The organism is Leptolyngbya sp. BL0902, from assembly GCF_016403105.1.
Classification (GTDB): Bacteria; Cyanobacteriota; Cyanobacteriia; order Phormidesmidales; family Phormidesmidaceae; genus Nodosilinea.
The window spans coordinates 2,838,506-2,859,457 of sequence record NZ_CP046155.1; the positions used below are offsets into that span (position 1 = coordinate 2,838,506).

Here is a 20,952-nt window from a genome sequence, read left to right on the forward strand (position 1 = left end):
GTTCACGGGGGAACAGCTATATGATTTTATGCCTGCTTTTCTATTGCCCCTTCGCTATTTCAGGGTTTAGCTATGCTTCAGTCTCTCCACTACTCCATCGATCTTATTCGTGATGAGGCCCGCCATTTAGTTCAATGTGGCCTAGTGGGTCGCCAACAGCCCATCTATACCCTCTGCCGTCATATTCCTGCTCGCGAGTGGGTTTTTGTCGAAGCTGAGCTTGAATCCTCCGGTTTTCTCCTGCGGGATCGGGTCGCCGACCTGATGGGCCGCGAAGATTGGGAAAACGACTAGGTTGATGAGCGTAGTCATCGTTGCATTGCTTTGTGAATGCACCCTGCGCCTAAATTCTCCAGCACAAACTCATTAGAACAGACTTAGTTGAGCCGAGGCAGCGGATACCTCGGCTTCTTGCTTTAAACACACGTCCCAGGGCAGATCAGGCAAATCTACCCCCGCCTGTTGCAAACGGTGGTACATCGCCTGGGCCACTGGGGGAGACTTCATCTCCTGGGGGCAGTGGGCGAAGAAATAAACCTCGGTACCATCGGCCAACCACTGGGCTATACGGGGCGTCCATTCCGCCAGATAGGGTTCATTGAGATCAAAGCTGGGATGGCTGATATAACGAATGATCGTAAACGGAGCCGTCACCACGGGCTGAAGCGGCACCTGGGGTTTACGCCGTTCAGACCCCAACTGAGGATCTTCGTCGGCGGTCTCTATGCCGTCGTAAATGGGGCGCGTATCCAGCAGCACCCGCCCCACCCCCAACTCCGTCAGCACTTGGTTGAGGCGGTTCGCAATGGGTGCCGCAAACCAATCCAAGTGACGCACCTCCACCGCAATGGGAAACCGCTGCCGGGGCCACTGGGTGAGAAAGTCTCGCAGGTCGGCCCCCTGGGCGGGGCTATAGGTGGGCGGCAGTTGCAGAAATACCGGGCCAAGGCGATCCCCCAAGGGCAATAGGGTTTCCACAAACCGCTGAGCCCCCTCTAAATGGGGCAGCAGCTTACCCTGATGGGAAAAGACCTTCGGTATTTTGGGACAGAATCGGAAGCCAGGGGGCATCGTCTCCGCCCAGCGCCCAATGGTTTTGGCGTCGGGCATCGAGTAAAACGTGGTGTTGCCTTCCACGGCGGTCATCCGCTCACCATAGAGGCGCAGAAAATCTCCAGCCTTGCTCCCCTTCGGATAGAACGAGCCCACCCAATCTTTGAACGCCCAAACGGCGCAACCCGTGAAATAACGATTATCCATGGCAAGCATTGTGCCACGGCATGGGGGAGAGAGGCATCGGGGGCGTCGATGCGGGCCTTCTGGCAATGAGGCTAAATATTCCTTAAGCCTGGGTTAAGTTGCCCAAAAAGGCGCTTTGCTAGGAAAAACCTTCCACAGCACATCCTATGGACTCCAAATCCTTCATCGCGGCCATGCAGCCTGAAGTCATGATGGCCAAGCCCGGAAAGAAAATCAAGCTCAAGGACTTTGATCCAGGATTTACGGGCGACTTTAAAAAGAAAGAAGCTAGGGAATACCTTGAAGCCGGAATTGAAGAACTCGCCCGCTATCAGGATATTCTCTACGCCCAAAATACCTATGCCCTGCTGCTGATTTTTCAGGCGATGGATGCCGCCGGAAAGGACAGCACTATTAAGCATGTGATGTCTGGAGTGAATCCCCAAGGATGCCAGGTGTTTAGCTTCAAGCCACCCTCCGCTGAGGAACTGGATCATGACTATCTTTGGAAGTCTTTTCGATGTTTGCCAGAACGGGGAAATATTGGCATTTTTAACCGTTCCTACTACGAAGAAGTGCTTGTTGTTCGGGTTCACCCCCACTTGCTAGACCGACAGCAACTACCGCCTAGTACCCGCAAGGGCAACATTTGGAAGCAGCGGTTTGAAGAAATCAACAACTTTGAAAAATATCTAGTTAACAATGGCATTGTGGTGATGAAGTTTTTCCTCAATGTTTCCAAAGCTGAACAAAAACGGCGATTTCTAGAGCGTATCAATCGTCCTGAGAAGAACTGGAAGTTTGCCCTTTCCGATGTGGAAGATCGCGCCCGCTGGGATGATTACCAAACGGCCTACGAAGATGTTTTCACCAACACCGGAACCGACTGGGCACCTTGGCACATTATCCCCGCCGATAACAAGTGGTTTACCCGCCTTGCGGTGGCCCATTTCATTCACCAAAAGCTGAAGTCTTTGAATTTGACCTACCCCGAAGTGGAACCCAACCACCTGGAACGACTCCAGGAATCCAAACAACGCCTAGAAAGCGAACCCGAAGATTAACCGCAAAAAAGCCAGGTCTTAGCGCATCGAAGACCTGGCGATATCCCTATCAATCTGGCCCAGGGGGGCTGGGGCTATTTGATGAACAGCATTTCCTGGTAGGTGGGCAGGGGCCAGAGGTCGTCGGCCACTTCACCCTCCAGGGCGTCGGCATATTCCCGCACCTCGTCCATCAGGGGGCGGAGGGTTTGGGCACAGAACTGCATGTGCTCTTCCACGGAGGTGAAGTGCTTGGTCATCATGTCCTCTAGGTTGCCCACCTTGGCCATCATGTCCTTGGTGAGTTCAGCGACTTTAACAGCGCTGTCCTTGCCAAATTCGATGCCGATTCCGGTCAGACTATCGATGGTTTTGGCCAGTTCGCCCAGGTAGCGGACGGCGGCGGGGTAGATAATGGTCTTGGCCATGGAGATCACCAGTTTGGCTTCCACTTCGATGTGCTGGATGTACTGCTCGGAGTAGGCTTCAAAGCGGCTACCCAGTTCCACCGGGGAGAGCACCTTAGCGTTAGCAAACAGATCTTCGATGTACTGTTCCCGCAGTACGGGCAGGGCATCGGCGGTGGTGCGGAGGTTGGCCAGCCCCCGCTCGTTGACAGCCATTTCGTGCCACTCGCTGGAGTAGCCGTTGCCGTTGAACACCACCTTGCCGTGGTCGTGGATGATGTCGCGCAGAATATCGTGGATGGCGACGTTCAGCTCAACCCCGGCCCCCAGTTTGGCTTCCATTTGGTCGGCTACCCAGTTGAGGGAGTCGGCCAGGATGGTGTTCATGGCCACCAGCGGCCCCGATACCGACTGACCCGAACCCACAGCCCGAAACTCGAAACGGTTTCCGGTGAAGGCAAAGGGGGAGGTGCGGTTGCGGTCTCCGGCATCCTTGGTAAATTTCGGCAGGGTATCTACCCCTAGGTCCATCTCGCCCTTGGCTTGGGATCCGGTGACTTCCCCGCTGGCGATCTGGTCAAACACATCCTGGAGCTGACTGCCCAGGTAGATGGAGATGATCGCCGGAGGGGCTTCGTTGGCCCCCAGGCGGTGATCGTTGCTGGCACTGGCAATCACCGCCCGCAGCAGTGGCCCATACTTGTGGACGCCGCGAATCACCGCACCGCAGAACACCAAAAATTGGGCGTTGGCATGGGGGGTGTCGCCGGGATCCAGCAGGTTGCCCTGGGTGGCGTTGCCCACCGACCAGTTGACGTGCTTACCGGAGCCGTTGATGCCGGAGAAGGGCTTTTCGTGGAGCAGACAGAGGAAGCCGTGCTTTTTGGCGGTGTTCCGCAGCACGGTCATGATGATCTGCTGGTGGTCGCTGGCCACGTTAGCGGCTTCAAAGAAGGGGGCGATTTCAAACTGGCCGGGGGCCACTTCGTTGTGGCGGGTCTTGGCGGGAATGCCCAGGCGATAGAGCTTTTCCTCCACATCCTGCATGAACACCTGCACCCGCTCTGGGATCGCCCCAAAGTAGTGGTCGTCAAACTGTTGGCCCTTGGCCGGAGCCTTGCCAAACAGAGTGCGGCCCGCCAGCAGCAGGTCAGGGCGCACCGTGGCGAAGCTGGCATCCACCAGGAAGTATTCTTGCTCGGCCCCGCAGCTAGAGTTGACCGGGGCAATATCCGTGTGGCCCAGCAGCGAGAGCACGCGGGTGGCGGCCTTGCTCATGGCGGCGTTGGATCGCAGCAGCGGGGTTTTCTTGTCGAGGGCTTCCCCCGTCCAAGACACAAACACCGTGGGAATAAACAGGGTGACGCCGTTTTCGGTGTCCATCACAAAGGCGGGGCTGGTGACATCCCAGGCGGTGTAGCCCCGCGCTTCAAAGGTGGAGCGAATGCCGCCGTTGGGGAAGCTGGAGCCGTCCGGTTCGCCCTGCACCAGCACCTTGCCGGAAAATTCTGAAATCACCGAGCCATCGCTCTGCACGGAGATAAAGCCATCGTGCTTTTCGGCGGTGGCGTTGGTGAGGGGGAAGAACATATGGGAGTAGTAGAGCGCCCCCTTGGCCACGGCCCAGTCCTTCATGGCTACGGCCACCACATCCGCCACCGACATATCCAAAGGCGTGCCGTGCTTGATGGTGCTCTGGAGGGACTTGAACACCGACTTGGGCAGGCATTCCTGCATTTTCGCCAGACTAAACACGTCCTTGGCCCACAGTTCCTCCAGCTTGCTGGGCGGGTTTACGGGTACCTTGGGGCGGCTAGCAATGGTGGCAATGGCTTGGGCGCGTAACTCGTTTCCACTCATAGCAATCTCCTAATGACGCTAGATTTTGGGCGTTCGATTTTGGACACTAGCCCTTGGGGGCTAACCCTTCAGACGCTCGATGATGACTACGACCCTGGCCCTGCAAACCTGGGCTAACAACAACCCGCAGCAGCAGGCTAAGCCAACCTGTGCAGTTCCGCCAAAGCCTTACGCAGAAGATTAACCACTAAAAAAGCCGCCAGATTACTTAATCTGACGCCCTAGGATGATGAATAACCTGCGCTTGGGCGGCTAATGACCAGTTTTTTGCGGCCATAATAACCTGAATACTAAGAAATAATACGGCTGAAGTAGTCGTACTTTTGTGTCGGACGCTACCCTTGTAACATCAAGCAACACCCATTGATCCCTGGGCCTTGCCCTAGGGGGGCTGAGGTCAGGGGTGGCTAGGATATGGGGTGGGGTATCATCGGGATGGAATCGGTACCAAATCAACTTTTGGTAAATTTGGGAACATTTTTGCCTGTTTATCCTTCGCAGGATTTAAACAAAATGTTAAGCTAGGCGACATAACACCTTCGCCCGGTAAGCCAAGCCTGGCCGAATATTGCAGCTCCCTAAGCTCAGGATACATTTCTGGGCTGATGGTGTAGGTTATCTCTATCCAAATAAATTTATGACTGCGGCACAGAACGTTTGTACGGGCTGTGCATCTTTTTAATCCTTTGGCTACAGGTTTCCGCCACCCCTTCACCCCATTGATTGTCCTATGACTGCCACAGTTCACCCCTCGCAACCGACCGATCTTGAGTCTTGTGCCGTCGAGACTGAAGCCTGTTTGCCGACCGACTGTGAGTTGCCCAACTGGCTGAAAACCTGTGTCCTCAGCTATCACCATCCCTTGCAGGAGGGGGAGGTGCCCCTGCGCGATGACAAGTCTAACAGTGAACTGGTGTGTCGGGCCTTTGAATTTGCCTATGCCCTGCACCAAAACCAGTATCGGGCCTCGGGGGAAGCCTACATTTGCCATCCGGTGGCGGTGGCGGGGCTGCTGCGCGATTTGGGGGGCGACAGCGCCATGATTGCCTCCGGGTTTCTCCACGATGTGGTGGAGGACACGGATACGCCCCTAGAGCAAATTGAAGAACTGTTTGGCATCGACGTGCGGCAGTTGGTGGAGGGCGTCACCAAGCTCTCGAAGCTAAATTTTGAGAGCAAAACCGAGCGGCAGGCGGAGAATTTTCGGCGCATGTTCTTGGCCATGGCCGAGGATATTCGGGTGATTGTGGTGAAACTGGCGGATCGCCTCCACAATATGCGAACCCTAGAGCACCTGAGCGACGAAAAACGCCGCCGCATTGCCCGCGAAACCATGGAAATCTTCGCGCCCCTGGCCAACCGCCTGGGGATTGGGCGATTCAAATGGGAACTGGAGGATTTGTCGTTTAAGTACCTCGAACCCGAAGCCTATCGGCAGATGCAGGAGTACGTCACCGAGAAGCGAACGGATCGCGAATCGCGGCTGATGCAGGTGGCGGAAACCCTGCGGGAACGAATGCACGAGGCCAACATTCAGGTGGTGGATATCAGCAGTCGCCCCAAGCACCTGTACAGCATCTATCGCAAGATGGAGAAGCAGCAAAAGGACTTCCACGAAATCTACGATGTGGCGGCGGTGCGGCTGATTGTAGGCACCAACGACGAATGCTACCGCGCCCTAGCCATTGTCCACGATGCCTTTCGCCCCATTCCTGGCCGTTTTAAAGACTACATTGGCCTACCCAAGCCCAACCGCTACCAGTCGCTTCACACGGTGGTGATCGGCAGCAAAGGCAAGCCCATCGAAGTGCAGATTCGCACCCTGGAAATGCACCACATCGCCGAATACGGGATTGCCGCCCACTGGAAATACAAAGAAACCGGGTCGTCTACCAACACCCGGATGACCGCCGACGACGACAAATTCACCTGGCTGCGGCAGCTTTTAGAGTGGCAAAACGACCTCAAGGATGCCCAGGAATTCCTCGAAAATGTGAAGGGCAACCTGTTCGATGAAGATGTCTACGTCTTCACCCCCAACGGTGATGTGGTGCCCCTCAGTCGGGGCGCAACCCCCGTCGATTTTGCCTACCGCATCCACACCGAAGTGGGCAACCACTGCACCGGGGCTAAGGTAAACAGCCGCATCGTCACCCTCGACACGCCCCTAGCCAACGGCGACATTGTGGAAATCATCACCCAAAAGAGCGGCCACCCCAGCCTAGACTGGCTGAATTTTGTGGTTACTCCCAGCGCCCGCAACCGTATTCGCCAGTGGTACAAGCGCTTTCATCGGGATGAAAATATTGCCCGTGGCCGCGATCTGCTAGAAAAAGGCATGGGCCGTAACGGCTTTGATGCCCTACTGAAGTCCGATGCGGCCCGATTGGTGGCAGAGCGTTGCAACTACCCCACCGTGGACGATCTGCTGGCGGGGCTGGGCTACGGGGAAGTCACCCTCAACCTAGTGGCCAACCGTCTACGAGAAGAGATGATCAAGGCCCAACAGGCCAAGGAGGCGATTTCCGCCGAAGCCTCCTTGGGTGACTCCAATCAGATGCTGGCCCACGCCATCACGAGCCTCCATCGCCACCGCACTGCGCCTTCCAAGGATCCAATTTTGGGCATTGAAGGGCTGGTCTACCACATCGCTGGATGCTGTAGCCCCCTGCCCGGAGAACCCATCCTCGGTAGCGTTTCCCTCGGCAGTCGCGGCATTGCCATCCACCGCCAGGGCTGCCCCAACCTAGCTGATATTCCTGGAGATCGGCTCATTCCCGTCAGTTGGAACCAGGGTGACGCTACCGGAAATCGCCAAACCTACCCCGTGGAAGTCAAGATTGAGGTAATCGACCGGGTGGGCGTGCTCAAGGATATTCTGTCGCACCTCTCCGATCTGCAAATTAACGTCCACAAGGCCCAGGTTAAAACTTTCCCCGGCCAGACCGCTGAGATTGACCTTGGCCTAGATGTGCGAGACAGTGCCCACCTAGAGCAAACCTTCACCCAACTGCGAAAAATGACGGACGTGCTCAACATTCGCCGCCTTAGCCAGGGGAATTAGTGTAGTCCAGGAAGTCGTTTCTCAGAACCTCGATTTTCTCAAGAACTTGGGGTTCTTTATACTAATGCGCCCCTGTCTCACCTCAGCCCTGTGCCGTAGGCAATCACTTCTACCGCAACAATCCCCTGACCAGAATTAGCCCCCAGTTCAGCGGTCTGAATTCGCACATTCACCACTTGATGGGCTCCCCAGGCCAGGGCCGCTTCTTCCATGCGCAGCACTGCTTCTCGGCGGGCACGATCTAGCAAGCTTTCGTAGGTGGAAATTTCGCCCCCAATCAGATTTAATAACCCGGCAATAAAGGTCTTAAAAAAATCTGAGGAAATGACCACACTGCCCGCAAATAATTGAGCCTCTTGGGCATGGGGAAACTCGGCTTTTGCGCCCGTTACGCTAATTCCTAGGTGCTGTACAGCTTGTTCTCGCCACTTGAGGGATTTGAGGTGCTGTTGTTCTGCCTGACGACCAAAGTAAAGTCCCACAATCAGCAGCGTCGCAAAAATCAATAGCTCTACCATGGCTATTCCACCCGTACCGCTGTGCCGTAGGCAAATAGTTCTGCTGCGCCCTGGGTTAAGGATGACGTGGCAAACCGCACGTTCACAATGGCATTTGCTCCCCGTTGGCGAGCTTCTTGCACCATGCGTTGGGTGGCCTGATCGCGGGCTTCTTGCAATAGTTCGGTGTAGCCCTTTAGTTCGCCGCCCACAATATTTTTGAAGCCCGCCGCAATGTCTCGGCCAATGTGTTTTGACCGTACAGAGCTACCCTGAACCAGCCCTAATTGCTTAGTAATGGTCTTGCCCGGAACACTTTCGATATTAGTGAGAATCATGGACTGAGCTGAAGCCCGTACTGGTGCCGTCATCCCCGGTTTCCCTATCAACGAAGAACCACCGCAATCCTAGCCTGTTGTGCTTTTTCCTGCGAGGATTGTGAACCATTTCCTACTATTACTTGCAAACCGTTACAGTCTACGTCCCACCCCTACGGATGCAGGGCCGTGATCTAAGCCTGAACGCCACACTTCAAAATCGCAAAAGCCCAGTCGCAATAGACAAGCCTGCCCCAACGGCCCTACCTGTGAGGTCAGGCCCATGTCACACAATTTCGGAACGCACAGTAAATCACCTTCTTGCGCTGAAAAGGCTTTGAGAACAGGGCTGGCGGGGTTCGAACCCACGACCTACCGCTTAGGAGGCGGTCGCTCTATCCTGCTGAGCTACAGCCCCAGGATACGTTCCATTCTACCCGATGCCCTAGCCACCTTGGACAGATGGCGCTAGCCTAACGGGGTAGCAACCGAGGCAAGGGATATGGCGATTCACACGCCGGATTGGGTAAAACAGGCGGTGTTTTACCAGATTTTTCCGGATCGGATGGCGCGTACCCAGCGACGGATAGACGATCCGGCCATGGCCGTGGCCCTAGAACCGTGGGACACGCCGCCCACGCCTTCGGGCTATAAGGGGGGCGACCTGTGGGGTGTGCTAGAGAAGCTAGACTACTTGCAAGATTTGGGCATTACAGCGATTTATTTCACACCCATTTTTCAGTCGGCCTGCAACCATCGCTATCACACCCACGATTACTACCAAGTAGACCCCTTGCTGGGGGGAAATGCCGCCTTTTTCGACCTCTTGGAAGCTGCCCATCAGCGGGGGCTAAAAGTGGTGCTCGATGGGGTATTTAATCATGCCAGCCGAGGCTTTTTCTTTTTTAATGACATTCTAGAAAACGGCCCCCACTCCCCCTGGATTGACTGGTTTCGGGTGGAGGGTTGGCCCCTCTCCGCCTACGACGGCAGCAAGCCCGCCAACTATCAAAGCTGGGTCGATAATCGTGCCCTGCCTACTTTTAACCATGACCATCCGGCGGCGCGGGAATACCTGATGCGGGTGGGAGAATATTGGGTACGCCAAGGCATTGATGGCTGGCGGCTAGATGTGCCCTACGAGGTCAAAACAGCGGGCTTTTGGCAAGAATTTCGCGACCGCATCAAGGCCATCAACCCCGACGCCTACATCGTGGGTGAGGTGTGGACGGACGCCCGCCAGTGGCTCGATGGCACCCAGTTTGACGGGGTGATGAACTACCTGTTTACCGGGCCAACCATTGCCTTTGCCGCCGGGGATCGGGTGCGGATGGACTTGGCAGAAAAACCCCACTATTTCCCCTATCCGGCCCTGGATGCAGCGGGCTATGGGGCGAAAATGCAGGCACTTCTGGGTCTCTATCCCTGGGACATTCAGCTCACCCAACTGAACTTGCTGTCCAGCCACGATGTCGCTCGAATGTATTCCGTGGTGGGGGAGGACGAGGCCAGCGTGGTGTTGGCGACGGTGCTGCTGCTCACCTTTCCCGGTGCGCCCAGTCTCTACTACGGCGATGAGGTGGGCCTACCGGGAGAACTAGACCCCGACTGTCGCCGCACCTTTCCGCCAGAGTCGGCCTGGAATCGCTCCCTCTTGGAGATTCATAAAGCCCTGATTGCCCTGCGCCACCAGCACCCGGCCTTGCGAACGGGCACCTACCAGGTGGGCTATGCCGAGGGCCACACCTACAGTTTCGCCAGAACGCTGAACGCCGACAGCCAAGGCTCCGAAACGATCACCGTGGTGCTCAATGCGGGTGAGACGGCGACGACGATTGCGCCCCCGCACCTCCAGCCCAGTGCGCCCCCTGGAGACTGGCATACCCTGTGGGCCTACCGTTCTGCCCAGGTCGGGCCGGATGGGCTGCATCTGCCCCCCCGATCCGCCTGGATTGGCCAGGTCAATCCCTAGGCTGCGACTGCCCCATGGATGACCGCCCCTAAACCCGTTTTCCGAGCAGTTGATCGCGCAGGGTTTTGATCCGGTCGCGGTATTTGGCGGCCTCTTCAAATTCGAGGTTTTTGGCGGCTTCTTTCATTTGTTTTTCCAGTTGGCCAATCAGTTCGGGGATGTCTTCTAGGGGCAGGTCTTCCTTGTGTTCGTAGACTTCTTCGAGTTCTTGGGCATTGAGGCGGCGGGAAATATCCAGGAAGGAGAGGATGGAGTTGCCCTTGTTGCGGCGTTCGATGGGTTGTGGGGTGATGCCATTGGCCTGGTTGTAGGCGGTTTGGATGGCGCGGCGGCGCTCGGTTTCGTCGATGGCCTTGGCCATGCTGTCGGTTAGGTTGTCGGCGTAGAGGATGGCCTGTCCCCGGACGTGACGCGCCGCCCGCCCAATGGTTTGAATCAGGGAGCGCTCGGCCCTGAGGAATCCTTCTTTATCTGCGTCTAAAATCGCCACCAGGGAGACTTCCGGCAGGTCTAGCCCCTCCCGCAGCAGGTTGACCCCCACCAGCACGTCGTAGTTGCCGTCGCGCAGGTCTTGGATGATTTCGATGCGCTCGATGGAGTGAATTTCGGAGTGCAAATAGCGCACCCGCACGCCGTGTTCTTCCAGGTATTCCGTCAGGTCTTCGGCCATGCGCTTGGTTAGGGTGGTGACGAGGACGCGCTCCTGCCGTGCCGCCCGTTCCCGCACTTCCCCCAACAGGTCGTCGATTTGGCCTTCGGTGGGGCGCACAAATAGCTCTGGGTCGAGCACTCCGGTGGGGCGGATGATTTGCTCCACCACTTTGCCCTCGGAGATCTCCATTTCCCAGTCCCCCGGCGTGGCGGAGACGAAGACGCACTGGTTCACCTTCTCCCAAAATTCCTCGGCCTTGAGGGGGCGGTTGTCGGCGGCGCTGGGCAGGCGGAACCCGTGGTCAATCAGCACCATTTTGCGGCTGCGATCGCCGTTGTACATGCCGCGAATTTGGGGAATGGTGACGTGGGATTCGTCGATCACCAATAGCCAATCTTTAGGAAAATAATCCAGCAGACATTCCGGCGGCGATCCGGCGGGGCGTCCGGCGAGATGGCGGGCGTAGTTTTCCACGCCGTTGCAGTAGCCTACCTCGCGGATCATTTCTAGGTCGTAGCGGGTGCGCTGTTCTAGGCGTTGGGCTTCCAACAACTTGCCCTCTTTTTCCAGGGCTTCCAGCCGTTCCGCCAGTTCCGCTTGGATGGCTTGGCAGGCTTCTTCCACCCGATCTTCGGGGGTAACAAAGTGCTTGGCGGGGTAAATGCTCAGCCCCTCCATGCTCTGCAACGTGGCCCCGGTGATGGGATCGACGTAGCGAATCGCGTCAATTTCGTCGCCAAAAAATTCCACCCGAATGATGCGATCTTCGTAGGCGGGGCCGATTTCTAGCACGTCCCCCTTCACCCGAAACCGCCCTCGGCCCAGGTCAAGATCATTGCGCTCGTACTGAATTTGGGCCAAATCTCGCAATACCTGGCGCTGGTTCACCTCCATCCCCACCTGCAAGGGAATCGAGGCTTTCAGGTATTCCGCAGGCATCCCCAGGCCGTAGATGCAGCTAATGGAGGCCACCACAATTACGTCTCGCCGCTCGAATAGCGACCGCGTGGCGGAGTGCCGCAGCATGTCGATTTCTTCGTTGATCGAGGCGGTTTTGGCAATGTAGGTATCTGTCACCGGGATGTAGGCTTCCGGCTGGTAGTAGTCGTAGTAGCTGATGAAATACTCTACGGCGTTATCGGGGAAAAATTCCCGCAGCTCGTTGCAAAGCTGGGCCGCCAGGGTTTTGTTGTGGGCCAGCACCAGGGTGGGCTTGCCGATGTTGTCGATGACGCGGGCGATGGTGTGGGTTTTGCCCGTGCCCGTGGCCCCCAGCAGGGTTTGGTAGCGGGTGTTGTCCTTCAAAAATTGGGTGAGTCCGGCAATGGCCTTGGGCTGGTCGCCCATTGGTTCAAAGGGGGCCTGAATGTTGAAATCGCCCATCGCTGATTCCCAAACGGTAAAAGATACAGGTTTACTGGCACTGTTCCTATGGTGACGGATTTTGGCCGATTGGGGGTGACGTAGGCCACGAAAAGGGCATCACCAGGACGGGACACAGTCAATCGGCCCCAAGAAACGCCGCCCAAACGCAATGCCATTCGCCAGGGAATGGGGGATGGCATTGCCTATCAAGCCGTTGCGACAAACGTAGATACGGCCTTTCTGCCTTTTGGAAATCGGGGTTATGAGCTTCGGATGATGGGAGCTATCTGAATCCACAGCTTTGACTCATGCCACCCCGCTCACAAAAATAGCCCCTTGGCTGACGGACCAAGGGGCTAGGGAAAGTAAGAGTAAGTTCGTTATGGGCGGTAAGTGATAGTTGCTATCAGCCAGCAGCCAAAACGGTCTCGCAAGCCAGCAGCCACTAGGCTTTGCGAGAGTAGTATTCCACCACCAGCAGTTCGTTGATGCTGAGGGCGACCCACTCGCGCTCGATCACACCATTGACCTTGGCGGTTAGTTTTGCTTTGTCGAGTTCTAGGTGGCTCGGAACGTTGGCCAAGCCAGGGAATTCCAGGTTGGCTTCCACCAGTTTCTTGGAGGCGTCGCGATCGCGGACGGTGATCACATCGCCGGGGCGGCACTGGTAGCTGGGAATGGTGACAGGGCGACCGTTCACGCAGATATGGCCGTGGTTCACAATTTGCCGTGCGGAGGGAATGGTGGGGCCAAAGCCAAGGCGGAATACGGTGTTATCCAGCCGCATTTCCAGCAGTTGCAGGATCACCAATCCGGTGGAACCCCCAGCCCGACGGGCTTTTTTCACGTAGCGCAGCAGTTGCTTCTCGGTCAAGCCGTAGTTGAACCGCAGCTTTTGCTTCTCTTCGAGACGAATCCCGTATTCAGACTTTTTCTTGCGGTCTTGGCCATGTTGCCCAGGGGGGTTAGCCTTACGGGGCGTTTTGCGGGACAACCCCGGCAACTCGCCCAACCGCCGAACGACCCGTAGACGGGCACCGCGATATCGCGCCATAAACGTTTACTCTCCGAAAAAATGAGGCTTGGAATAATTCCAAAGCTATCATCTTAACCTGCTGACTTCCTTAAGGCAATAGCTTGAATCCTTAAGATTCTGGCCTTACGGTCTGGCCTTACGGTCTGACCTGGAGATTCTGAAGAGAGTCCTTACGGCGCTGGGTGGTGCCTGTTGGGGGTGTTGGGTTAACGGACTGAACCTCCTCCATTTCACGGACTTTTGATGCCGCTGAACGGATGTATGGCTGGGCTGGGGCATTCGTGGTGAGACAAGCTATCGTGAAAGGGCAGTCCGTTGATGGCCCACACCCTGGGGCCACCCTCTTCAAACAATCGTGCTATGGCCATCAAACCCATTCAATACGAAAGCCTGCTCAGCACCTGCACCGATCATGTAGGGGCGTTAGAACTGCTGAAGCGCCATCGTCCCTATATGGAGGTGGTGCCCAGCTTGCGACGGCCCCAGGAGAGTATTGTCACCCTGCCGCTGCCCAATATCCGCGTGCGCGACTCGGTGCACCTCAACCCCCACAGCCCAGCGGTGGAGCCCGGATCGGTGGTGACATTGCCCTGCGATGTGGGGCTGCTGATGTGCGATCCCGAATGGAAAATTAAAACCGGGGTAGAGATCTTCGTATTTATTCATCGCCCCCAGGAGGACTTTTCTAGCCTGCTGCTGCGCTGGCGACACACCCAAATCCTCACCGACCGGGGCTATGAATGGCTGCTGCCCCAGCGCTATCACCACCTGCTGAGCGACGGCAGCGACACCGGATACCCGCTGTTTGTGCTGTTCCCCGAAACCCCAGAGCGCATCCTCAAGGGGATGAATGGAGCTGGGTTGCCCGCCATTGTGTTTCCCTTCGATGCCGAAGATGGCGACCGACTGGCGGTGGAAGACAGCCTGGGAATTGGCGATCTCCCCGGCCTCGATGACATTGACAGCCGACTACTGGAAGATGGCTAGGCCCCGCCGCCTCGGCCCCCATCGCCCCAACCCCCAAGGGCAGAGCGCTGCCAATACTCTGCTCCCCGATTCCAAAAAGGACAGCCGCTCAGGAGCGAAGGCGCTTAGGCGACAGTTTGGGGGGCAGGGGGCGAGATAGGGGCCTTGGGTCTGGGGTGGCGGTGGCTTGGGCCTCCTCTAGGGGCTGTGGATGGGCATGGCCTAGATCGTTTTCTGGGAACCTCTCTGGAACTCTCTCTGGGAGCGTGGCCAGTCAGTAGTCTTTTTCGATGTATTTACGAACATCATTGAGGTCAATGTAGCGGTCGGTCGCGTTACGGAGTTCACGGGCGATCATGCCTTCTGTGGAGACCACCGTAATGTGGGTGCTTTTGGAACGCAGGAGTTCAATGGCGCGTTCAAAGTCGCCATCACCGCTAAATAAAACAACCTCATCGTACTGATCGACGGTATTGAACATATCGATGGCAATTTCGATGTCTAGGTTGGCCTTTTGGGAATAGCGACCGGAGGTATCGTCGTAGTATTCCTTCAGGATTTTGGTGCGGACAGTGTAGCCGAGGCTAATCAGGGCGTCCCGAAACCCTCGCTGATCCTGGGGATCTTTTAGACCTGTATACCAAAAGGCATTCACTAACGTTGCTCCGCCATCAAGGCCGAGGAAATATTCTAAAACCCGCTTTGGATCAAAAAACCAGCCGTTTTTTTGCTGGGCATAGAACATGTTGTTGCCATCTACAAAGATAGAAAGCCGCTTGGAACCATGATATTTAGACATAAAAACTGTGTAATAGTCGGACAGGTTATGAAGTTTGATGGATATCGGGCCTAGGCGGACAGCTTGGCAGGCGCTAGGCTTAGCAGTGTAGCGATTCTCATTCAGAAAAGCTAGACACCGGAATTCTACCCTCAAGCCTTGCCACCGTATCCGCCGAGTGGTCTAGACACAGACCAACTCTTGGGAATGGCCAGGGCTTTGGCTGGAGGGCGCGGTGTTGGGGGATGATCCAATTATAAGGGTTGTCTAAGGAAAGCGTGACGCCAAGGGACGAGCAGCCCCTGCGATAACCGCTGGATCGCCCTACCCGGTGGCCATAGATGGCCACGGCCTAGGGCTGGGGGTCAGCCTTCAGCCGCTCCTGGAGGTCTGCGGGAAGATCAGCCAGGAACCGATAGCCCGTCGCCTGTTCAATGCGATGGACGCTGGTGCGATACTGCCGCCAGTCGGCGTTGAGGTCATTGCGGTTGGGCATATCCACGGCAATCACCTGGCTGTCGGGGCCAAGGCCCAACCTGCCATCCGGGAGGCGGTCGTAGACAATGAGAATTTTCCACAGCCGCGAGGGAATGACGATACCGCGACTGCCCACGGTGCCCCGCTGCCCGTAGGCCCCGGCAAAGATATGGACGTCGTGATTGTACTGACGCACCAGGTCGCGGCCATATTCTTCCAGGTCGCGCCAGGGGCCACGATTATTTTCTGGGGTCTGGGGCACGATGTTGGTCATCAAAAAAGTAGCGCTGTTGTCTCGAACTGTATTGGTGCGGTCGCCCGATGGCACAATGTGGCCCCGGTCGTAGCCACTGCCGCGAAAGTCGGTGGGGGTGACTTGGTAAAACCCCTGGGGTAGGGATCCATCAGGCCGAAAGTCATCCTGGCGGTTGACCGATCCCAGCCAGTTCGCATTGAGTTGCCAACTGGCCCAGTTGAGGATTTTGCGATCTCGGCTGTAGGAAATCACATACTGGGGCCGTTCTAGCAGATAGTTGTTGGGATTGCTGGTAGCGGCATGGCTAGGGTTCCCCAGCACCAGGTGAGGATTGCTGGATGGTGGGCCAGGGGGATCCATTGGCGGCAGCGCCGCAGGCAGCGTTTCGCAGGCTCGACCATTGCCGTCGCCATCCAGCCCGTAGGGATCCCCCGGCAGGGCATCTAGCACCGCCTGGGCCTGGGTTTGGGCGAGAAAATCGCCGCAGTGGCACTGGTCATCTACACAGGGGGGCAGGTCAGCGATATCCCCCACCGAGGTCGGTAACAGCAGCGCTAGCGGCCCACACCCCACCAGGCTTAGCCCCATGGCCACTAGGGTCATTCCCCGCATCCACCGATTCATCCTTGGCCGCTTCAATAAACTCATGGCGATCTCTCCCCAGACAGTGGTTTGAACAGGGTGCTGGCCCTAGCTTGGGGGTAGCTAGTTGCACAAGACACCAATAGCTATAAGAATGGAGGGGTTAGTCCCCCTATCCCCCTGCCCCCCATAGGGATTTTGGCCCACCCTAGGGTTGCGCCTTGGGGTTTCCCAGGCTAGGCCAACGGGTCATCTCCATGGAGACTTAGGGTTAGGGTTCCCAAGGATTAGCCCGAAACAACCGCAAAGACGCAATCACAATCGGACGTCATTATGCTGAACCAAGTTATTTCCCAGTTCCAAACCCGCTTCCCCGCCCCTGAAGTGCACGCCCACTGCGACGGCCCCTGCGGCGTCTACGATCCCTCCTCGGCCCGTGTGGCGGCGGAGGCGGTGGTTTCTATGACCAAAAAACTACTGGCTCTAGAACTACCCGCTCCTGGCGATCAGGCCGCTGCCGTGGCCTACCACAACACCTTCGCCCGCTATAGCGCCATCAAAGAAGAGCAGGCTCAACTGGCTAAAGAGGAACTGCTGATCCTCTGGACAGACTACTTCAAGCCCGTTCACCTCGAGCAGTTCCCCGACCTCCATGACACCTTCTGGAAAGCGGCGAAGCTTTGCTCGGCCTGCAAAGTAGAAGTGAGCGCCCAACACGCCACGGAACTGATGGAAGCTATCCAAAAAATCCACGGCATGTTCTGGGCCACCAAAAACCGCGATGTGGCTTGGTTTACCGCCAGCTAATTTCCCACTAACCGTCAACATGCGATTTCCTTGAGATCACGGTGCCCAATCCATGATCCCAAGCCTTACCCAGGGGTGCTGCTATGGTGCCCCTGGCTTTTTTGGTGTCTTGCCACAATCGCGAAACCGCCCTAGTCATCCTCCCCTTGCGGCCACGGGCGACTCCACAGGCAACTCCCAGCCCGCTCCGCCAGCGGTCTAGAAATCCACCGGAAACATTCCGGCCTCTAGGCGCTGGGCCTCTTCTAGTTTTTTCTGAAGCTGGTTATATCCGGCGGGGCTGTGGAGAACGGGCACCGTTTCGAGCAGGGCGGGGAAGATGATGCTCTCCCAATCGTTGGGCAGGTAGCAGGAAACCTCGGCCCGCTGGAGCCAAACCCGTTGGGTTTCGGGGTGCCAGATAAATTGGCTGCCGGGGCCAAGGGCGAGGGCGGCGAGGGTGGGCTGGCGGGGGCAATCCTTGGGGTTGGTGCCATCTAGGCTGGGGACGCGGTAGCTGGGCAGGGGCAAGGGTTGAAACGGCACTCGGTAATCGTGGGCCTGGACGCCGAGGCGAGTCCCTTCGGCCTGGATACCATCGCCCCCCACCGCAAAGACGAGGTGATGGCGAAACTGGGCGCTGGGAAAGCCAATGTTGGCCAAACTGGGGGGCAGTTCGTCGCGGCTTACCCCCGCCGCCAGGAGGGAACCCAGCAGCAGGATTTTTTGAAAACCGGGTACGTCCCACTCGCCCACCATGCGCTGATCCCTGGCTTCGGCGTAGAGCTTGGCGAGGGCGCGAATGCGGGGGGCATCTTGGAGATCAACGGCAATGAGTTCTTGCACATTGAGGGTTTCTTGGCCGTAGGCACGGAGGGCGGCGGGGGTACCACCATAGACGGCAATGTCGGGGGCTTCGCGCAGGTAGATGGCGAGGCTGCGGCGAAAGGCCAGATAGCGGGGATCGTAGGGATCGGCGGGGGCAAAGGCTTGGTCGATGAGGTGGGCCAGGTGGGCCTGGAAGCCGACGGCCTGTTTGAGGGTGGCGGCGATACCGATATCTTGGTCGTTTTGCACCATGGCGGCATAGAAGACTTCGTGGAGGCTGGCCCCCTGCTGGGCGAGGGCGTGGTAGGTGCGAATTGGGATAGTGAGGTCGTTCAGGGTGTTGGCCAGTTGAGGCACCCGCTGGGCCAGCCAGGGCCAAAAGTCGGCATCGAGGCCGTGATCCCGCAGAGTTGCGTATACCAGTTGACTGGCTTGATCGGCGGCGGGATTGGCAGCGGCTGGGGACGCTCCCTGGAGCCACTCCAGCAGCAGCCCCCGACCGTTGGCGTAGGCTTGGGTGAGGGGGTAGCCTGCCTTTTCGCTGCGGGAGACCAGGATGGATAGGGTGTTGCCGCCGTTGAGTCGGCTAGCTTCGGTGGGGGAGAAGTGGGGGCTGAGCCCCAGGTGGTCGGGGCTGGTTTGGGCGGCGTCGGCGAGGGCCGCCGCGAGGATGGGCGTCTGCTGGGTGGCCAGGGTGCGGAGTTGGTCGGTAATCTGCTGGCGAAGCACCTGCTTTTGGCGTTCGTTTTCGACAATTTGCCGCGCCAGGGTGACAACCTCGGTGGGGTAGATTCCGGTCTCTGGAAACTGCACAATCCCCAGGGCCAGGGCAATCGCGCCCTCCTCGGCCCCAAAGGTGACGTTGGGCAACTTAGAAAGCACCTCCGGGGTGCTGGCCAGACGGCGGTTTTCTAGGTGGGTGGATCGCTCGATGTGGCGCACCAGGCCATAGCGCAACAGCGGCCCCCAGGGGCTACCATCAGCCACCCAGGGGCGCAGCACCAGTTGTTTCATCGAGAGAGATTGCTCGTCGCGCCAAAAGGAGCCGACAATTCCGGCCCCGCTGGTGATGGGCTTGGCCTCTGGGGTACGCAGCAGCGGGTCGTGGAGGGTACGCAGGGAGTGATCCAGCATCCACAAGGATTCCGCCGGATCGAGCCCCGCCGCCCCACTGGATTCCACATACACGGGCATGAAATACTCGACAAAAAAGCGGTCGGTATTAAACCGCTGGCCCGACCGATAGGCGTCGAGCTTGCCCGTTTGCACATCGGCGGCGAGGGCGGTAATGAAGGGGCTGGTCTGCAAAAACCAGAAGAATTTGCGGTCGAGGTGGGGGGCGAGGGCAGTCTGGAATTGCGCCCTGGCTCGGTTGTAGGCGGCTTCCGACAGGGGCGGCACCACGGTGCCATCGCGCAGGGTAAACCAGGCTCCATCCCGCCGAAAGACGTAGCTGGCCCCCTCGATCAGCGGCACGGACTGGCGCAGGGGCAATCCCTGCATCGTCATGCCCAGGCTGGTGGCGATCAGGTCGGGGTCGAGGGGCAGTGCCAGGGATCCCGGCGGTGCTTGGCCCGTGGCCTGAAGCTCAAGTTCCGGCTTTTGCCAGGGGCTAGAGACCCGCACATAGCCCTCAAAGGCTTGGCCCGGAGCCAATGGCAGGGGTTGGCCCACCAAACGCTCCACATCCGCCGCCGCTACCGGGGGCACCTGGGCCGTGAGGTTGTAGCCCAGGGGATCTACCTGCCCCGCTGCTGTGAGGGATAGGTTTCCCAGATGCAGGCGCGTATCGTGGAGGGTGGCCCGCTGCCCCTGGAGCCACAGTCCCCCCTGCCACCGCAGCGGCTCTGCCACTTGCCCCAGTTGGCCCTCACCCCTCGCCATCACCAGCCCCTGGGCCTCGGTGCCTCGGAACTGGGGCTGACCTAGACCATCCAAAGGCACCGTCAGCGCCACATGGCCATTGACTACCCCCGTGTTTAGGGCAATGGGGGGCGGCAGCAGGGCATTGAGTGCCGTGAGGGGCAGTTGGGCCACTTGCAACGTGGCTTTGGCAGGCAATCCAGGACTCACGCCGACGGTTCTAAACTGGGGTAGGGTGCCGCTGAGGGTAAACTGCCCCTGATCCATCTGCCCTGTCAGATCCAAGGCCATGGCCCCCTCGGCAGGGCGAATCACGGCCCCCTGAAGATCCTCCACCTCTAGATAGGCCGTCCCGGTTGCTCCCAAGACCGTGACTTGTCCCCGCTGAATCTGCACCGCTGCCAATCGGGGTCGCCCATCTGGATCGGGCCTGTGCCGAACTCGACCGTCCTGCTCTCGACCGTCCTCAGAAGCGGGGGCCGAGTTAAGGCGGGGCAAACTCCAGGGGCCATGCTTCGGCGCAACTAGGGTGATCTGCGGCTGATCGAGGGTGACAGTCAGCCAGGGATCGGTGCCTTTGGCCCAGGCCAACCCATTCATGCCGACGATCACAGTGTTAACCTGCCCATGCCACCGATCATCGGGTTCTGGGGGAACGTGCAGCGGGCCAAGGTGAATCCCCCGACGGGATAGCCCCCGCAGCCCGCCTACCCGCACCGGACGCTGAAGCCGCTCTGCAAGCTGATCCTCTCCCCCTTGCCGCAGCAGTTCTAGCCCCTGGACGGTGCCCCATAGCCCTGCGATGACGGCCCCCCAGCCCAGAGCGTAGATCAACCTGGTGGACAGTTTCGCTGAGGGTTTCGCTGAAGGTTTCGTTAATGATGGAGGGTACGGTTTCGCTGAAGGTTTCGCTGAGGGGGGAGGCGCGAGGAGTCCCAGCAACCAACCGAGACCGTAAAAGGAG

Annotated in this window: 15 protein-coding genes and 1 tRNA gene; 6 read left to right on the forward strand and 10 right to left on the reverse strand. The window is 58.0% G+C overall.

Going from position 1 to position 20,952, the window contains the following annotated elements; all coding sequences use genetic code 11:
- Positions 1–72: 72 nt before the first annotated feature.
- Positions 73–294 (forward strand): DUF4327 family protein, encoded by a 222-nt coding sequence (locus tag GFS31_RS12515; protein ID WP_198805139.1) that lies wholly within the window; start codon positions 73–75, stop codon positions 292–294.
- Between the two features lie 72 nt (positions 295–366).
- Here the strand turns inward: GFS31_RS12515 and GFS31_RS12520 are convergent, their stop codons facing one another.
- Positions 367–1,260 carry a DUF72 domain-containing protein gene (locus tag GFS31_RS12520; protein ID WP_198805140.1) on the reverse strand — a complete coding sequence of 298 codons (894 nt, stop codon included), beginning with the start codon at positions 1,258–1,260 and terminating at the stop codon, positions 367–369.
- A 146-nt stretch (positions 1,261–1,406) separates the two neighbouring features.
- Between GFS31_RS12520 and GFS31_RS12525 the strand changes: the two genes are divergently transcribed.
- Positions 1,407–2,303 (forward strand): polyphosphate kinase 2 family protein, encoded by an 897-nt coding sequence (locus GFS31_RS12525; RefSeq protein ID WP_198805141.1) that lies wholly within the window; start codon positions 1,407–1,409, stop codon positions 2,301–2,303.
- Between the two features lie 74 nt (positions 2,304–2,377).
- Here GFS31_RS12525 and GFS31_RS12530 read toward each other — a convergent pair whose 3' ends face one another.
- A complete protein-coding gene (locus GFS31_RS12530; RefSeq protein ID WP_198805142.1) occupies positions 2,378–4,549 on the reverse strand; it encodes a glutamine synthetase III in 2,172 nt (723 codons plus the stop codon).
- Between the two features lie 730 nt (positions 4,550–5,279).
- Here GFS31_RS12530 and GFS31_RS12535 point away from each other — a divergent pair.
- Positions 5,280–7,613: a RelA/SpoT family protein gene (locus GFS31_RS12535; protein WP_198805143.1), complete on the forward strand. Its 2,334-nt coding sequence runs from the start codon at positions 5,280–5,282 to the stop codon at positions 7,611–7,613.
- A gap of 77 nt (positions 7,614–7,690) precedes the next feature.
- On the opposite strand, the gene GFS31_RS12540 is transcribed toward GFS31_RS12535, so the two are convergent.
- From GFS31_RS12540 to GFS31_RS12550, 3 genes are all read right to left on the reverse strand, one after another.
- The gene (locus tag GFS31_RS12540) at positions 7,691–8,131 is read right to left on the reverse strand and encodes a YbjQ family protein (protein WP_198805144.1); all 441 of its coding nucleotides are present in this window, start codon (positions 8,129–8,131) and stop codon (positions 7,691–7,693) included.
- 2 nt (positions 8,132–8,133) lie between these two features.
- A complete protein-coding gene (locus GFS31_RS12545; protein ID WP_263974833.1) occupies positions 8,134–8,481 on the reverse strand; it encodes a YbjQ family protein in 348 nt (115 codons plus the stop codon).
- 290 nt (positions 8,482–8,771) lie between these two features.
- Positions 8,772–8,845, reverse strand: a tRNA-Arg gene (locus tag GFS31_RS12550).
- Positions 8,846–8,929: 84 nt separating this feature from the next.
- Here GFS31_RS12550 and GFS31_RS12555 point away from each other — a divergent pair.
- Positions 8,930–10,399 (forward strand): glycoside hydrolase family 13 protein, encoded by a 1,470-nt coding sequence (locus GFS31_RS12555; protein WP_198805145.1) that lies wholly within the window; start codon positions 8,930–8,932, stop codon positions 10,397–10,399.
- 28 nt (positions 10,400–10,427) lie between these two features.
- On the opposite strand, the gene uvrB is transcribed toward GFS31_RS12555, so the two are convergent.
- Complete coding sequence (uvrB, locus tag GFS31_RS12560; RefSeq protein WP_198805146.1) at positions 10,428–12,434, reverse strand: excinuclease ABC subunit UvrB; 2,007 nt, start codon at positions 12,432–12,434, stop codon at positions 10,428–10,430.
- Positions 12,435–12,861: 427 nt separating this feature from the next.
- Positions 12,862–13,470 (reverse strand): 30S ribosomal protein S4, encoded by a 609-nt coding sequence (rpsD, locus tag GFS31_RS12565; RefSeq protein WP_198805147.1) that lies wholly within the window; start codon positions 13,468–13,470, stop codon positions 12,862–12,864.
- A gap of 342 nt (positions 13,471–13,812) precedes the next feature.
- Here rpsD and GFS31_RS12570 point away from each other — a divergent pair, with 342 nt between their 5' ends.
- Positions 13,813–14,439, forward strand: coding sequence for a hypothetical protein (locus GFS31_RS12570; RefSeq protein ID WP_198805148.1), 627 nt, complete (start codon positions 13,813–13,815; stop codon positions 14,437–14,439).
- 253 nt (positions 14,440–14,692) lie between these two features.
- On the opposite strand, the gene GFS31_RS12575 is transcribed toward GFS31_RS12570, so the two are convergent.
- Both GFS31_RS12575 and GFS31_RS12580 read right to left on the reverse strand, forming a co-directional pair.
- Positions 14,693–15,217, reverse strand: a complete 525-nt coding sequence (locus GFS31_RS12575) for an NYN domain-containing protein (protein ID WP_198805149.1) — start codon at positions 15,215–15,217, stop codon at positions 14,693–14,695.
- 331 nt (positions 15,218–15,548) lie between these two features.
- Positions 15,549–16,577 carry a DNA/RNA non-specific endonuclease gene (locus GFS31_RS12580; RefSeq protein ID WP_198805150.1) on the reverse strand — a complete coding sequence of 343 codons (1,029 nt, stop codon included), beginning with the start codon at positions 16,575–16,577 and terminating at the stop codon, positions 15,549–15,551.
- 267 nt (positions 16,578–16,844) lie between these two features.
- On the opposite strand from GFS31_RS12580, the gene sodN reads away from it, so the two are divergent.
- Complete coding sequence (gene sodN, locus GFS31_RS12585; RefSeq protein WP_198805151.1) at positions 16,845–17,318, forward strand: superoxide dismutase, Ni; 474 nt, start codon at positions 16,845–16,847, stop codon at positions 17,316–17,318.
- Between the two features lie 198 nt (positions 17,319–17,516).
- On the opposite strand, the gene GFS31_RS12590 is transcribed toward sodN, so the two are convergent.
- The gene (locus GFS31_RS12590) at positions 17,517–20,822 is read right to left on the reverse strand and encodes a hypothetical protein (RefSeq protein WP_198805152.1); all 3,306 of its coding nucleotides are present in this window, start codon (positions 20,820–20,822) and stop codon (positions 17,517–17,519) included.
- Between the last annotated feature and the right edge of the window lie 130 nt (positions 20,823–20,952).

Bases quoted from the DNA above. Each gene is read 5' to 3' on its own strand.
- GFS31_RS12520 (WP_198805140.1), bottom strand. From the start codon at position 1,260: ATGGATAATCGTTATTTCACGGGTTGCGCCGTTTGGGCGTTCAAAGAT.
- GFS31_RS12515 (WP_198805139.1), top strand. From the start codon at position 73: ATGCTTCAGTCTCTCCACTACTCCATCGATCTTATTCGTGATGAGGCC.
- GFS31_RS12525 (WP_198805141.1), top strand. From the start codon at position 1,407: ATGGACTCCAAATCCTTCATCGCGGCCATGCAGCCTGAAGTCATGATG.
- GFS31_RS12545 (WP_263974833.1), bottom strand. From the start codon at position 8,481: ATGACGGCACCAGTACGGGCTTCAGCTCAGTCCATGATTCTCACTAAT.
- GFS31_RS12535 (WP_198805143.1), top strand. From the start codon at position 5,280: ATGACTGCCACAGTTCACCCCTCGCAACCGACCGATCTTGAGTCTTGT.
- uvrB (WP_198805146.1), bottom strand. From the start codon at position 12,434: ATGGGCGATTTCAACATTCAGGCCCCCTTTGAACCAATGGGCGACCAG.
- GFS31_RS12530 (WP_198805142.1), bottom strand. From the start codon at position 4,549: ATGAGTGGAAACGAGTTACGCGCCCAAGCCATTGCCACCATTGCTAGC.
- GFS31_RS12540 (WP_198805144.1), bottom strand. From the start codon at position 8,131: ATGGTAGAGCTATTGATTTTTGCGACGCTGCTGATTGTGGGACTTTAC.
- GFS31_RS12580 (WP_198805150.1), bottom strand. From the start codon at position 16,577: ATGAGTTTATTGAAGCGGCCAAGGATGAATCGGTGGATGCGGGGAATG.
- rpsD (WP_198805147.1), bottom strand. From the start codon at position 13,470: ATGGCGCGATATCGCGGTGCCCGTCTACGGGTCGTTCGGCGGTTGGGC.
- GFS31_RS12570 (WP_198805148.1), top strand. From the start codon at position 13,813: ATGGCCATCAAACCCATTCAATACGAAAGCCTGCTCAGCACCTGCACC.
- GFS31_RS12575 (WP_198805149.1), bottom strand. From the start codon at position 15,217: ATGTCTAAATATCATGGTTCCAAGCGGCTTTCTATCTTTGTAGATGGC.
- sodN (WP_198805151.1), top strand. From the start codon at position 16,845: ATGCTGAACCAAGTTATTTCCCAGTTCCAAACCCGCTTCCCCGCCCCT.
- GFS31_RS12555 (WP_198805145.1), top strand. From the start codon at position 8,930: ATGGCGATTCACACGCCGGATTGGGTAAAACAGGCGGTGTTTTACCAG.